This is a genomic window from Telluria sp. LT2P34, from assembly GCF_059685915.1.
The window spans coordinates 666656-680516 of the sequence record NZ_JCASIN010000002.1 but is presented as its reverse complement, the minus strand read 5'-3'; the positions used below and the strand labels follow the sequence as shown (position 1 = coordinate 680516).

Sequence of the window (13861 nt, the reverse complement as noted above, 5' to 3'; positions counted from 1 at the left end):
TACCCCACGCGGTACAACGCATCACGAGCCAAGGAAAATTCAATGCCGGGCCCATTAGAAGGCATCAAAATCATCGAAATGGTCGGCATCGGCCCTTGCCCCTTCGCCGCCATGATGTTGGCCGACATGGGCGCCGAAGTCATCCGCATCGACCGCAAGCCGCAACCCGGCGTTCCCAATCCCTTCCCCATGCTCGGCACGAAATTCGACGTCATGGCGCGCGGCCGCCGTTCGCTCGCGCTCGACCTCAAGCAGCCCGCGGCGCGCGAGATGGTGCTGCAACTGGCGGCACAGGCCGACATCCTGATCGAAGGCTTTCGCCCCGGCGTCATGGAGCGCCTCGGCCTGGGGCCGGATGCATGCATGGCGCATAACCCGAAGCTGGTCTTCGGCCGCATCACCGGCTGGGGCCAGGCCGGGCCGCTGGCGCAGGCCGCCGGCCACGATTTGAATTACGTCGCCCTGTCCGGCATGCTGCACGCCATGGGCCGCGCGGATGGGCCGCCGGCGCCGCCCCTGAACCTGGTGGGCGACTTCGGCGGCGGCGCCATGATGCTCGCCTTCGGCGTCGTCTGCGCCGCGCTGGAAGCGAAGCGTTCGGGCAAAGGGCAGGTGGTCGACGCCGCCATGACCGACGGCGCGGCCCTGCTCGGCGCCATGATGTACGGCCTGCGCGCCCATGGCTCCTGGAGCGACGCGCGCGGCGCCAACATGCTCGATGGCGGCGCGCCCTTCTACGACACCTATGCCTGCCTCGATGGCAAATTCCTTTCGGTCGGCGCCATCGAACCGCAGTTTTACGCTCAATTGCTGGCGCTGAGCGGCGCAAGCGACCCCGCGCTGCAACAGCAGTGGAACCAGGAGCGCTGGCTTGACCAGAAAGCCAGCTTCGCCGCACTGTTCGCCACCCGCACGCGCGACGACTGGTGCGCGCTGCTGGAAGGGACCGACGCCTGCGTCGCTCCGGTGCTCGACATGGCGGAGGCGCCCCTGCACCCGCACAACCGCGCGCGCGACACCTTCGTCGACATCGACGGCGTGGTGCAGCCGGCGCCGGCCCCGCGCTTTTCCCGCTCCCATCCCGAAGCGGGGCAGGCCGCCGCCGCGCCCGGCCAGCACAGCGCGGACATTCTGGCGGACTGGGGCTGGAGCAGCGAGGCAATCGAAACGCTGGAAAAGGCCGGCGTCATATAGGATTGGCAAGGATGAGCCGAGAGCTCTTACATGCGCGCTGCGATCAATGACAAAAGCACTGGAACTGGATAAATCGAAACGGCTGGCGCTGGCTTTCTTCATCGGCGCCGCCTTGCTGTTCGTCCTGAGCCTGTTCCTGCCTCAGACCTGGTGGACGGGCTTGTTAAAAGCGTTTTCGGAAGCGGCAATGGTCGGCGCCCTGGCCGACTGGTTTGCCGTCGTCGCGCTGTTCAAGCGCGTGCCGATTCCGATCGTGTCGCGCCACACGAATATCATCCCGAACAACAAGGTCAAGATCGCCGATAACCTGGCCTTGTTCGTGCGCGAGAAATTCCTCGATACCGATTCGATCGTGCGCCTGATCCAGAAACACGATCCGGCGCAGAAGGTGGCCGACTGGCTGGTCAAGCCGGCCAATACGGATCACCTGGGCGGCTACCTCGTCAAAGTGGCGGGCTGGATGCTCGACTTCACCGAAGACACGGCCATCCAGAATTTCATGCGCCGCGCGGTGCACACGATGGTGGGCAGCGTCGATTTATCGAAGTCGGCCGGCACCATCCTGGAGAGCCTGACGAAAGGCGGGCGCCACCAGGAATTGCTGAATGAAGGGATTCACCAGCTGGCGCAATTGCTCGATAACGGCGACACGCAATCGTTCATCTCGCAAGGCATCGTCGACTGGCTGCGCGAAGAATATGCCTTCATTGAAAAGATCCTGCCGTCCGAACTGATCGGGCGCAAGGGCGCCGATATCGCGGTGCGCCTGGCATCGGGCATCCTGAGCAAGGTCGCCGCCGACCCCGATCACCCGTTGCGTGCGCGCTTCGATACGTTTACCAAAGAATTTATCGAGCGCCTGAAAGCCGATCCGGCCTTTTCAAGTAAAAGCGAAGAGATCAAGCATTACCTGCTGAACGACGACACCCTCAACAATTACCTGAAATCCCTGTGGGGCGATTTGAAGGCCTGGCTCAAGCGCGACCTCGACAGCCCCGAATCGACGCTGCGCGCACGCATGCAGGCCACCGGCGCCTGGCTCGGCAAGACCCTGGCCGAGGACCCGCAACTGCGCCAGTCGCTCAACGATAACCTGGAGTTGGCCGCACGCGCGGCCGCACCGGAATTCGCGGTCTATCTCACCCGGCACATCGCCGATACGGTGAAAAACTGGGACAGCGCGGAAATGTCGGAACAAATTGAACTCAATATCGGCAAGGATCTACAATTCATTCGCATCAATGGAACGATTGTCGGCGGCTTGATCGGGGTGGTGTTGTACCTGCTGTCGTCGCTGCCGGCCCTGCTGTAGTAAACCTTCACAGGAGAATTCATGGAACAGGCACTGAATGCTTGGCTGGCCGCGCACCCGGAAATCGAAGCGCTGCCGGGACGCGACCTGTTCATCGTCGCGCGTTACCTGGTTCCGATGGAGGCGACACTGATGCAGGGCTGCCTGGAAGCCTCGGGCATCCCGGCGGTCCTGGCCGACGCCCACCTGATGCAAACGGATTTATTGCTGGCGCCCGCGCTGGGCGGCGTGCGCGTGCTGGTGCCGGCCTCGTATGTGCAGCAGGCGCAGGCCGTGATCGAGGCATTCGGGCGCGGGGAATTCGAGCTCGATGAAGATGCGGCGGTATAAAAAAAGCCCCCGCGCAAGGCACAGGGGCAGTTCGACCAGCTAGCGGGATGTCAGGCCTTCTTGCGCTTGTAGCCGGCCATGCCGAGAGCGCCGATCAGCAGCAGCGCGATTGAACCCGGCTCAGGCACTTCCGAAACGGCGGTGGCGCCGAAGATGTTCAGGTGGATGCCGGAGGGCGAGGTACCATTGGCGATGAAGTCGAAGCTCTTCAGCTGGCGCGTTCCATCGACCACGAAACGGTGGCCGAACAGTGCCGGGTCGTTGGCATTTTCGTAGGTCGAGCCATCGGCGGTAAGGCGGTCGAGCGAGTCGGCGAGGTAATACGTATTCGCGTTCGCGTTGAAATCGTTGTACCAGTCATTGACCGTAACCAGGCGCGACAGCACGCTGCCATCCGCATAATTCAGCATCAGATTCATGGTCGCACTGCCGCCGCCGCTCATTGCCGCGACATGGATTTCCTTGTAAAAGCCGGCCAGCGTGAAGTTGACCGGCCCGTTGCCGGCGAACTGCAGCACGTTATTTCCGTTAGGGTTCAGGCCATAGCCAAGCTGCATCGCTGGACGGGATTTGTCGCCCTCGAAGAAGCCGGAGTCGACCAGGCCATTACCGCCAGCGCCTGCGACGGCGGTCGCCCGCGATTGCGTCATGAACACGAAATTGCCGCCGGCGTTATTCACGTCGAGCGAGGTCTGGGTGTTGTCACCGACATTGGCGACGCCGTCGATGTTGTAGACCGGGGCCAGGTCCAGCATGATCTCGCCAGCCTGGGCGAAAGAAGCGGATGCGCACAGTGCCGCCAGTAAGACTTGAATCGATTTCATCAGGATTTCCTCGTTATGGAGTTTGTTTTAATAAAGAACAATGTCCGTAATGCAAGGACTGTGCCAGCACGGCAAGTATTTGATTCAATTAGGAAATAATTATTGCTCTATTGCCAGCAATGAGAGGGTGTAAAGATTTTCGACAAGAATGTTGTCGCGGGCGATTGCGCAGGAGGACGCAAAAAAGCCCCGAAGCTGTTGTCAGCTCAGGGGCTCATCTGGAAATCCTGTGGTGGTGATAGGTGGACTTGAACCACCGACCCCAGCATTATGAGTGCTGTGCTCTAACCAACTGAGCTATATCACCAAGAGAACGCTATTATCCAAGGCGCCGCACGTTGTGTCAAGGCTGTGTGCACGGAGCAAGCACAGTTTTTGCCGACACTCTAGCGCGGCAAGCCCTGCAAGTGCGTCAACATCGCGCCCGCCGGATCGCGCCCGAGGAAGTCGATGACGATCCGGTCCGGCATCGCGCGCAGCCAGGTCAGCTGGCGCTTGGCGAGCTGGCGCGTGGCGATGATGCCGGTGTCAATCAGCGCCGCGCGGTCGATCTTGCCGTCCAGGTAATCCCAGGCCTGGCGGTAGCCGACGCAGCGCATCGACGGCAAATTCGGGCTCAGGTCGCCCCGGGCACGCAGGCGCGCCACTTCCGCCACCAGTCCGCCCTCGTCCGAGTCCCCCAGCATCTGCTCGAAGCGCAGCGCGATGCGTCGATGGAGCACGCTGCGATCCGGCGTCTCGAGCGCGAACGAGACCAGGGCGAAGGGCAGTTCGGGTTTCGCGCGCAGGGCGAGCAGGGCCGACATCGGCTTGCCGGTGAGTTCGATGATCTCCAGCGCGCGGTTGATGCGCTGGGCGTCGTTCGGCGCCAGCCGCTCGGCGGTGACCGGGTCGAGCGTGCGCAGCCTGGCGTGCATGCCGGGCCAGCCGATGCGCGCGGCTTCGGCGTCGAGGGCGGCGCGCACGGCGGTGTCGGCGGTCGGCAGGTCGTCCAAGCCCTCCACCAGCCCCTTGAAATACATCATCGTGCCGCCGACCAGCAGCGGCAGGCTGCCGCGCGCCACGATCTCGGCCACCAAGCGCAGGGTGTCGGTGCGGAACTGCATCACCGAATAGGCATCGAGCGGGTCGATGATGTCGATCAGGTGGTGCGGCACGCTGGCCAGTTCTTCAACCGTCGGCTTGGCGGTGCCGATGTCCATCTCGCGGTACACCAGGGCCGAGTCGACCGAGATGATCTCGACCGGGCGCTCGCGCGCGATGCGCAGTGCCGCCGCCGTCTTGCCCGAGGCGGTCGGGCCCATGATCGCCACCGCCAGCGGCTTGGCGCCCCTAGTGTCGAGCGCCATCTACTGACCGCGCAGGAACAGTTTGTCGAGCGCGGAGATCTCGAGCTGGACCCAGGTCGGGCGGCCGTGGTTGCACTGGTCGGCGCGCTCGGTGCCTTCCATCTGGCGCAGCAGCGCGTTCATCTCCGGGATGCTGAGGATGCGGTTGGCGCGCACCGCCGTGTGGCAGGCGAGGGTGCCGAGCAATTCGTTCCTGCGCTCGATCAGCACGCGCGAGCCGCCGTATTCGCGCACGTCGCGCAGCACGTCGCGCGCCAGCGTCTGGGCGTCGGCATTGCGCAGCAGTATCGGCACCGCACGCACGGCGAGGGTGGTCGGCGACAGCGCGGCGATGTCGAAGCCGAGCGCCTTCAAGGTGTCATGGTGGTCGGTGGCGGTGGCGACCTCGATCGCGTCGGCGAAGAAGGTGACCGGGATCAGCATCGCCTGCACCTGCATGTCCTGGCCCTCGACTTGGGCGTCGAGCGCATTCTTGAGCTGCTCGTACAGGATGCGCTCATGCGCCGCGTGCATGTCGACCAGCACCAGCCCCTTCGTGTTCTGCGCCAGGATGTAGATGCCGTGCAGCTGGGCCAGTGCGAAGCCGAGCGGGAAGTCGTCGTTGTTCGGTGCACTCGACATGACGGGCATCGGCATGGCTGAACCCGACTGCGCCGACTGCGCCGGCCGCTCGCCGGCGCCGGCGCCGGCGAACAAGGCGCCGTAGTTGGCGGTGCTCTGGGCGACACCCTGTTGCTCGGGCGCGTCCCAGCGGCTGCCGGCCGCGAAGGGGGAAGGCGAAAAAGTCTGGCTCAGCTGCGTCCCGAAGCCGGTCTGCTCGTGCGGCCGGCGCCAGTCGGCGGAAGACGAGGACGATGCGATAGCGCCCGCCGTCAGCGGCGCCGGTACGCTGCCGTGGGCCGTGGCCGAAGTCTGCGCCAGGCTGCGCTGCACCGCGTGGAACACGAACTGGTGCACCGCGCGGCTGTCGCGGAAGCGCACTTCGATCTTCGACGGATGCACGTTGACGTCGACCAGCGCCGGATCGAGATCGAGCGCCAGCACGTAGGAGGGGAAGCGGTCGCCATGCAGCACGTCCTGGTAGGCCGCGCGCACCGCGTGCACCAGCAGCTTGTCGCGCACGTAGCGCCCGTTCACGTAAAAGAACTGGCCGTCGGCACGCGCTTTCGAGGCCGTCGGCAAGCCGGCAAAGCCGTGCAGGCGCAAGGGACCGGCCGCTTCGTCGATGGCGAGCCGCGCCTCCGCAAAATCGGACCCCAGGATCTGGCTGCTGCGGCGCGCCATCTCGCACACGTTCCAGTGGTCGATGGTGCGGCCGTTGTGGCTCAGGCTGAAGGCCACGTCCGGGCGCGACAGCGCGATGCGGCGCACGACTTCGGCGCAGTGGCCGTATTCGGTCTGCTCGCTTTTCAGGAATTTGCGGCGCGCCGGGGTGTTGAAATACAGGTCCTGGACATCGATCGTGGTGCCGCAGGGGCCGGACGAGGGCGCTACGGTCCCCAGGTGCGAACCGACGATTTCCCAGGCATGCGGCGCGTCAATCGTGCGCGAGGTGATCGACACCGCCGCCACCGACGCGATCGAGGCCAGCGCTTCGCCGCGAAAACCGAGGGTGGCCACGTTTTCGAGGTCGGTCAGCGACGCGATTTTCGAGGTCGCGTGGCGCGCCAGGGCCAGCGGCATCTGCTCGGGCGCGATGCCGCGGCCGTTGTCGGTGATCGCGATGCGCTTGACGCCGCCTTCCTCGAGGCGCACCGTGATCTGGGTGGCGCCCGCGTCGAGCGCGTTCTCCAGCAATTCCTTGACGACGGCCGAGGGCCGCTCGACCACCTCGCCCGCGGCGATCTGCGAGATGAGCTGGTCGTTGAGCTGGACGATGGGGCGGAACTGGGGCAGGGGCGCGTTCATGCCGATAATTATACGCGTGGCGAATACCCCCCGCCGTCAGACTTATTTTGCTTCGCGCACCGGAATCGGCGCATGGCACAGGTCGATATGGCCGGCCGCGACCTTGGTCCACGGACCGCCGCGGTTGCGCTGGGCATCCACCACTTTCTGGTAAATCGGGCTGTCGGTGCGCATGATCTCGAACTTGCTGCGTTCAGACTCGGGCAGGTCGGCGGCCACGCGGAAGGCCTTGATCGGAATGCGCATTTCCGGCTTGTCGAAAAAGCCCATCGGCGCCGGGCCGCGCGGCACGGTCGACAACAGCGGCATGCCCGAGACGACGCGGCCGACCACGGTGATGTTGCGGTCGAGGTGGCGCGGCGACTGGCCGGTAACGACATACAGCGCGGTGCCGCCGCCGCTGTCGGACTCGGCATCGCGGCCGACGCCGACCATGCCGTAACAGTGCGCAAGCCAGGTTTCGCCCTTTTTCGGATCGCGCCCGACCGGGAAGCCGTTCGAATGGCCCACCTGCGGCGCGTAGCCGTCCACGTCCTTCAGGCGCGTGAAGGATGTGTCGTTCTTCATCGGCACCGTGAACTCGGCCGGCAGCTTGGCTTTCGCGTTCTTGACCGGCTTCGCATTCTTTTCGTCCGGGTCGCCCCACTGCACCACGAAATTGTCCTGCGAGCGGATGATGGCGAGGCCGTCGAAATAGCCTTCGCGCGCCAGCGCCTTGATGTTGCGGGCGTGGTTCGGCGCGAAGGTCGGCGCCATTTCGATGACGACGCGTCCGCCGGGGAGGTCCATGTACAGGGTGTTGTCCAGGTCGAGCGCGCGCCAGTCCGCCGCTTTCGCTTCCTTGACGACATCGGCCACGCTCGGTTTCGGCGCCAGCGGTTTCGGTTCCGCCGCCTGCACGCCAATCGCCGCCACGCTCAAGGCTATGGAAGCCATCCCCAGTCCAACTGCCATCCTTGCTGCCTTCATCTCCGCTCCAGATAATTGTTAGTGTGGGGTAATTGTAATCTTGAAAAGCCCCCGAATCTTGAAAACTTGGCACAGGAGCAAAGATCGGGCCGGGGCTTGTCCCCGGCAGGGAAGAGGGGCGGGGACAGGTGGTATCATGCGGCCTTACCGCTTAGGGCACATATGGATTTAATGCAATTTTTCGACATGATTCTTCATGTCGATAAGACCTTGGGCATGTTGCTCGCCCAATACGGCATTTACGTCTACATTGTCCTGTTCGCCATTGTGTTCTGTGAAACCGGCCTGGTGGTCTTTTTCATCCTCCCGGGCGACACCCTCCTGTTCATCGCCGGCGCCTTCTGCGCCACTGGCCAGATGAGCTATCCGCTGCTGATGGCGCTGCTGATCGCCGCCGCCATTGCGGGAAACACCGTGAATTACCATATCGGCGAGGCGGTCGGCCAGCGCATGTTTACCCAGAATTACCGGTGGATCAACAAGGACGCGCTGCACCGCACCCACAATTTCTTTGAAAAGCATGGCGGCAAGACCATCATCCTGGCGCGTTTCGTGCCGGTGGTGCGCAGCTTCGCGCCCTTTGTCGCGGGCGTGTCGGACATGACCCACTGGCGCTTCCAGCTCTACAACGTGACCGGCGCCGTGGCCTGGGTGGCCAGCCTGGTCACCGCCGGCTATTTCTTCGGCAATATCCCGGTCGTGCGCGATCACCTCAGCGAGATCGTGCTGGTCGGGGTATCGCTGGCGCTCGGGCCGCTGGCGATCGGCGCCCTGTACAAGGCCGGGCGCCGCATGCTCAGCCGCTGATTCGGCAGCCGGAACAGATTTCGGCTCAAGTTTCCCTGCCGGTAAGTCGTTAAAGCCATAAGAGTCCACTTTTCCTTTCCCCATGCGTAAGCTTATTGCCCTGTTCGCCTGCAGCTTCGTCGTGCTGCATGCCAGCGCCGCCGAACCGATTGCCCCAGCTGCCAAGCCCACGCCGGAAGCCGCCAAGAAAGCGGCCGACACCGCCAGGCTGGCGGCCGAGCTGGCCAAGCCCGCCACTGTCAAAGGCGTCGACAAGGCGGCCGCGATCGCGGCGGCGGCCGACAAGCAGCTGGCCGAGAAGCAGGCCGCTGACAAGGCGACGGCCGACAAGGCGGCCAAGGCCGCGCTCGAGAAATCCGCGCCCGCCAGGCCTGCCCCTGCCAAGGCTGCGGGTTCCACCTCCACCACGTCGGCCACCGCCGACCGCGTCGCCGCCGCCATCTCGGCTCAGGCCGAGGACGAAGCCCAGGTCGATCTGTCGGTGAAGATCGCCGCGCGCCTGGCCGAAATGCGCGCCAAGCAGCTGGCGCGCGTCGCCGCCGCGGCCAAGGCGAAGAAGGCGCTTGATGCGCGCCGCAAGAAGCAGGCCGCGGAGCAGGCAGCGGTCGTCGCCGCGCCGAAGATCAGCCAGCACTGGGACTACGACGGCGAATTCGGCCCGGAGAACTGGGGCAAGATCAATCCCGCCTGGGCCCAGTGCGGCAAGGGCAGCCGCCAGTCGCCGATCGATATCCGTGACGGCATGAAGGTCAGGCTCGACGAGATCGACTTCCAGTACGGGCCTTCCACCTTCAGCGAAATCGACAACGGCCACACGGTGCAGGTGAATGTCGCCGGCGGCAACGTCATCACGGTCGGTCCGGAGAGCTACGAGCTGGTGCAGTTCCACTTCCACCGCCCGTCGGAAGAGCGCATCAACGGCAAGGGCACCGAGATGGTGGTGCACCTGGTGCACCGCGGCGCCGGCGGCAAGCTGGCGATCGTCGCCGTGCTGCTCGAGCGCGGCAAGGCGAACGAGGCCATCCAGACCGTGTGGAACAACATCCCGCTCGAAAAGGGGCAACTCGGTTCGCCCGGCATCGAACTCGATCCCATCGAGCTGCTGCCGCAGCGCCGCGACTACTACACCTACATGGGCTCGATGACCGAGCCGCCCTGCACCGAGAACGTGGTGTGGATGGTGATGAAGCAGCCGATGACGGCCTCGCCCGCGCAGATGGCCCTGTTCTCGCGGCTGTATCCGCTCAATGCGCGGCCGATCCAGGCCGGCGGCGGGCGGATGGTGAAGGAATCGAATTAATCAGCTGACGTGGTAGTCGCCGCGCCAGCTTGCGCCCGGCTGCAGCGTCGGCCCAGCTAACAGGGCCGGTTCGATGCACACGAAGCGCCGGTATTCCGCGTCCGCCATGTCCGCCAGTGCGGCTGCGTCAAGCGCCCCCGGATTCCACACCACCGCGTCCGTAAAACCTTCCTGGCGCAGCGTCAGCACGGCGCCGCCGTCGACCAGCGCCAGGCGCGGCGCCACGCCTTCATATACCTGGTCGAATTTGTCGGCAATCGCCAGCTCCTCGGCTTCGACGCCCAGGATGCGCGCTGAGGCGATGTCGTCCACCAGGAAATAGGTGTGCAACGCCGCCGCGAACGGGAAAGCGTCGGCGCCCGTATTGTCCACCTCGAAACGCATCGACAATTCGTTGGCGCGGATCGCCACCCGCAGCCTGAGCGCAAAATCGTGCGGCCAGGCCGCGGCGTGTTCCGCTGCGAGATCGAGCGGGCCGAGTGCGAACACGGCAAAGGCCCAACCGTCGTCGAGGCCGGACTCCAGCAGGCGCCAGATGCTGACGCGCGCAAAACCGTGGCGCATGCCATCGCCGCGCGCGGCGAATTGCGGGAAGATGACCGGCACGCCGCCGCGAATCGCCCGGCAGCCGTCGAGGCTGGACTGCGCGCTGCAGAACAGGCGCTCGCGCCCGTCGGCGCCCTGCCAGGAAATCAGGTGCGCGCCGTAGAGCGTGACGGTGGCCTGGGCGCCGTCGGGGGCGGACAGGAGGACGGCCGGCAGCTGGCCAAAGGTAGTGGAAACGGCGGCGTCCATCGTCATTGCCTCAGGTGATGCGGCTCTTCGCCATCGGCGGATTGGCCGCGAAATAGCGCTTGATGCCCTTGGTGATGGCGGTGGCCAGCTGGTCCTGGTAGCCGTCGTCCTTCAGCTTGGCTTCTTCTTCGGGGTTCGAGATGAAGGCGGTTTCGACCAGGATCGACGGAATGTCGGGCGCCTTGAGCACGGCAAAGCCGGCCTGCTCGACCGCTGCCTTGTGCAGGCGGTTGATGCCGCCGATTTCGCCCAGCACGGCTTTGCCGAGTTTCAGGCTGTCGTTGATCTGGGCCGTGGTCGAGAGGTCGAACAGGACGCTGGCCAGCTGGCGGTCGTGCTTGGCCAGGTTGACGCCGCCGATCATGTCGGCCTTGTTCTGGTCGGTCGCCAGCCAGCGCGCGGCCGTCGAACTTGCGCCTTTTTCCGACAGCACGAAGACGGACGAACCGCGTGCGCGCGCCTCGATGAAGGCGTCCGCGTGGATCGAAACGAACAGGTCGGCCTGCACCTTGCGCGCCTTTTCCACGCGGGTGCCGAGCGGGACGAAATAGTCGCCGTCGCGGGTCAGCATCACGCGCGTATTCGGCAGCGCTTCCAGGCGCGTCTTGAGTTTTTTCGCCACCGCCAGCACGATGTCTTTTTCGCGCGTGCCGCTCGGGCCGATCGCGCCGGGGTCTTCGCCGCCGTGGCCCGGGTCGAGCGCAATCGTCACCATGCGCGTGACGTTGCTGGCTGGGGCGTCTGTCCTGGGGTGCACCTTGGCTTGCAAGCCGGCGGCCGGCGTGCTTGGCGCGATGGGCGGGGGCATCGGCTGCACCGGGCGCGCCGGCGGGGTGCCGGTCATGCCGGCGATTTCCGCTTCCAGGCGCGCGATCGGGTCGGGCGCCACCGGCTGCGAGGAGGGCACCGGCTGCGCCGCCACCGCCGTCGGCGTGCCGTCGCCGGGCGACCATTCGCCCTTTTCGATCAGGGCGGCGATCGGGTCGGCTTCGCGGATCGGGTACAGGTCGAAAATCAGGCGGTGCTTGTATTCGGCCACCGGCGCCAGCGTAAACACCTGCGGCTTGATCGCTTCCTTCAGGTCGAACACGAGGCGCACCACGTTCGGGCGGTTCTGGCCGACGCGCACCTGCTTGATATACGGGTCGTTCGATTCGATCTTCGCGACCAGGCCCTTCAGGGTCTCGTTCAGCTGCAGGCCGTCGATGTCGACCACGAGGCGCGGCGGGTCCGGCACCAGGAAGTGCTCGGCCTTGAGGTTGGTGTCGTTTTCCAGCGTGACGCGGGTGTAGTCCTCCGCCGGCCACACGCGCACGGCCAGGATCTGCGCGGCGCGCGCCGGCAAGGCCGTGAACACCGACAGCAGCAGCGTGCCGCCGGCCTTCAGGACGGTACGGCGGCGGGTGGGCGACGTCACGGAAGTGGAGCCGGAGGGGCGAAGGAGAGTCGGTCGAGGCATAGCAGACCCAAGTGAGACAACGCCTGCAATTCTACATCACGCCCGTGGCCGCTGACCGACAGCAGGACACGTAAATCGGGCGCCGGCAACACCGGCTCGCCTTTTTCCGGCCACTCGACGATGCAGATGTTCTTGCCGTCGAAATCTTCGCGAAAGCCCGCGTCCAGGAACTCTTCCGGGCTCGACATGCGGTACAGGTCGTAGTGGATGACGTTCACCGGGGCGCCATCGAGCGCGATGCGATACGGCTCCGACAGGGTATAGGTCGGGCTCTTGACCGTGCCCCGGTGCCCGCCCGCCTGCAGCAGGGCGCGCGTGAGCGCGGTCTTGCCGGCGCCGAGGTCGCCATGCAGGTAGATGACGAGGCCGGGCAGGAGGGCGCGCGACAGTGCCGCGCCCAGTTGCAGGGTGGCCGATTCGTCCGGCAGGTAAGCTGTGAACTGAGTTGGAGTGCGCTGCATCAATTAGAATGTCATGTTTGGCGGCGCGCTCGCGCCGCTCTGTTTACCTTGCCCGTATGTCCACACCCGTCCCCGACCTGCAGGAATTGACGCGCGCCATCAAGGCATGGGGCGCGGAGCTCGGCTTTGCCGACCTGCGCATCGCCGACGTCGACCTGGCGCACGCCGAGGCAGGCCTGGCCGCCTGGCTGGCGGCGGGCCACCACGGCGAGATGGATTATATGGCAAGCCACGGCATGAAGCGCGCCCGCCCCGCCGAGCTGGTTCCCGGCACGGTGCGCGCGATCGTCGCCCGCATGGACTATTTGCCTCTCGAATCCGGTGATTGGCGCGCGCGCGAACTGGCGCGCCAGCTCGAGCCGGGCGCGGCCGTGGTGTCGCTGTATGCGCGCGGCCGCGACTACCACAAGGTGCTGCGCAGCCGGCTGGCGCAACTGGCCGAACGCATCAAAACCGAGATCGGGGACTACGGCTACCGGGTGTTTACCGATTCGGCGCCGGTGATGGAATTGCCGCTGGCGCAAAAGGCCGGCCTCGGCTGGCGTGGCAAGCACACGCTGCTGCTGTCGCGCGAGGCCGGCTCGACCTTCTTCATCGGCGAAATCCTGGTCGATTTACCCTTGCCGGTCGACGCGCCCACCAGCGAACATTGCGGCAGTTGCAGCAACTGCATCGCCGCCTGCCCGACCGGCGCCATCCTCGGCCCCGGCCGGCTCGATGCGCGCCGCTGCATCTCCTACCTCACCATCGAACTGAAGGGCAGCATTCCACTGGCGCTGCGGCCGCTGATCGGCAACCGCATCTATGGCTGCGACGATTGCCAGCTGGTGTGCCCGTGGAACAAGTTCGCCCAGCGCGCGAGCCTGCCCGATTTCGACGAGAGGAATGGCCTGGGCGCCGCCAGCATGGTCGAGCTGTTCGGCTGGGACGAGGAAGCATTCAATCGCCGCATGGAAGGCAGCCCGATCCGGCGTATCGGCCACGAGCGCTGGCTGCGCAACCTGGCCGTGGGACTGGGAAATGCCGCACCAGCGGCGGCAGCGGGCCAAGGCGATCCGGCCATCGTCGCAGCCCTGCAGGCGCGCGCCGATCACCCGTCGGCGCTGGTGCGCGAACACGTGGCATGGGCGCTGCAGCGGCACGGCTTGTAACT

13 protein-coding genes and 1 tRNA gene are annotated in these 13861 nt (G+C 65.4%); 6 read left to right on the top strand and 8 right to left on the bottom strand.

The window, feature by feature from the left end:
• Positions 1 to 42: 42 nt before the first annotated feature.
• The 3 genes from AC56KZ_RS08865 to AC56KZ_RS08855 are packed head-to-tail and all read left to right on the top strand — an operon-like array spanning position 43 to position 2836.
• Entirely contained in the window at positions 43 to 1194 is a 1152-nt protein-coding gene (locus AC56KZ_RS08865; protein WP_497161784.1) for a CaiB/BaiF CoA transferase family protein, read from the top strand.
• Between the two features lie 46 nt (positions 1195 to 1240).
• Positions 1241 to 2506 (top strand): DUF445 domain-containing protein, encoded by a 1266-nt coding sequence (locus tag AC56KZ_RS08860; protein ID WP_497161783.1) that lies wholly within the window; start codon positions 1241 to 1243, stop codon positions 2504 to 2506.
• 21 nt (positions 2507 to 2527) lie between these two features.
• Positions 2528 to 2836, top strand: a complete 309-nt coding sequence (locus tag AC56KZ_RS08855) for a putative signal transducing protein (RefSeq protein ID WP_497161782.1) — start codon at positions 2528 to 2530, stop codon at positions 2834 to 2836.
• A 50-nt stretch (positions 2837 to 2886) separates the two neighbouring features.
• On the opposite strand, the gene AC56KZ_RS08850 is transcribed toward AC56KZ_RS08855, so the two are convergent.
• The 5 genes from AC56KZ_RS08850 to AC56KZ_RS08830 form a co-directional block, all read right to left on the bottom strand.
• The gene (locus AC56KZ_RS08850; RefSeq protein ID WP_497161781.1) at positions 2887 to 3660 is read right to left on the bottom strand and encodes a PEP-CTERM sorting domain-containing protein; all 774 of its coding nucleotides are present in this window, start codon (positions 3658 to 3660) and stop codon (positions 2887 to 2889) included.
• A gap of 230 nt (positions 3661 to 3890) precedes the next feature.
• Positions 3891 to 3967: transfer RNA gene (locus AC56KZ_RS08845), tRNA-Met, on the bottom strand.
• A gap of 79 nt (positions 3968 to 4046) precedes the next feature.
• Positions 4047 to 5009: a tRNA (adenosine(37)-N6)-dimethylallyltransferase MiaA gene (miaA, locus tag AC56KZ_RS08840; RefSeq protein WP_497161780.1), complete on the bottom strand. Its 963-nt coding sequence runs from the start codon at positions 5007 to 5009 to the stop codon at positions 4047 to 4049.
• On the bottom strand, positions 5010 to 6917 hold the full coding sequence (gene mutL / locus AC56KZ_RS08835; RefSeq protein WP_497161779.1) for a DNA mismatch repair endonuclease MutL: 1908 nt from the start codon (positions 6915 to 6917) through the stop codon (positions 5010 to 5012). It lies immediately after the preceding gene.
• A gap of 42 nt (positions 6918 to 6959) precedes the next feature.
• Positions 6960 to 7853: a peptidylprolyl isomerase gene (locus AC56KZ_RS08830; protein ID WP_497161778.1), complete on the bottom strand. Its 894-nt coding sequence runs from the start codon at positions 7851 to 7853 to the stop codon at positions 6960 to 6962.
• Between the two features lie 195 nt (positions 7854 to 8048).
• On the opposite strand from AC56KZ_RS08830, the gene AC56KZ_RS08825 reads away from it, so the two are divergent.
• Both AC56KZ_RS08825 and AC56KZ_RS08820 read left to right on the top strand, forming a co-directional pair.
• Positions 8049 to 8693, top strand: coding sequence for a VTT domain-containing protein (locus AC56KZ_RS08825; RefSeq protein ID WP_497161777.1), 645 nt, complete (start codon positions 8049 to 8051; stop codon positions 8691 to 8693).
• 82 nt (positions 8694 to 8775) lie between these two features.
• Complete coding sequence (locus tag AC56KZ_RS08820; protein WP_497161776.1) at positions 8776 to 9993, top strand: carbonic anhydrase; 1218 nt, start codon at positions 8776 to 8778, stop codon at positions 9991 to 9993.
• Here AC56KZ_RS08820 and AC56KZ_RS08815 read toward each other — a convergent pair whose 3' ends face one another.
• The 3 genes from AC56KZ_RS08815 to tsaE are packed head-to-tail and all read right to left on the bottom strand — an operon-like array spanning position 9994 to position 12708.
• The gene (locus AC56KZ_RS08815) at positions 9994 to 10788 is read right to left on the bottom strand and encodes a D-hexose-6-phosphate mutarotase (RefSeq protein ID WP_497161775.1); all 795 of its coding nucleotides are present in this window, start codon (positions 10786 to 10788) and stop codon (positions 9994 to 9996) included.
• A 10-nt stretch (positions 10789 to 10798) separates the two neighbouring features.
• Entirely contained in the window at positions 10799 to 12247 is a 1449-nt protein-coding gene (locus AC56KZ_RS08810) for an N-acetylmuramoyl-L-alanine amidase (RefSeq protein WP_497161774.1), read from the bottom strand.
• Entirely contained in the window at positions 12202 to 12708 is a 507-nt protein-coding gene (tsaE, locus tag AC56KZ_RS08805) for a tRNA (adenosine(37)-N6)-threonylcarbamoyltransferase complex ATPase subunit type 1 TsaE (protein ID WP_497161773.1), read from the bottom strand. Before tsaE ends, AC56KZ_RS08810 begins: the two co-directional genes overlap by 46 nt.
• Before the next feature lie 56 nt (positions 12709 to 12764).
• Between tsaE and queG the strand changes: the two genes are divergently transcribed.
• Positions 12765 to 13859 (top strand): tRNA epoxyqueuosine(34) reductase QueG, encoded by a 1095-nt coding sequence (queG, locus tag AC56KZ_RS08800; protein WP_497161772.1) that lies wholly within the window; start codon positions 12765 to 12767, stop codon positions 13857 to 13859.
• Positions 13860 to 13861: the final 2 nt, after the last annotated feature.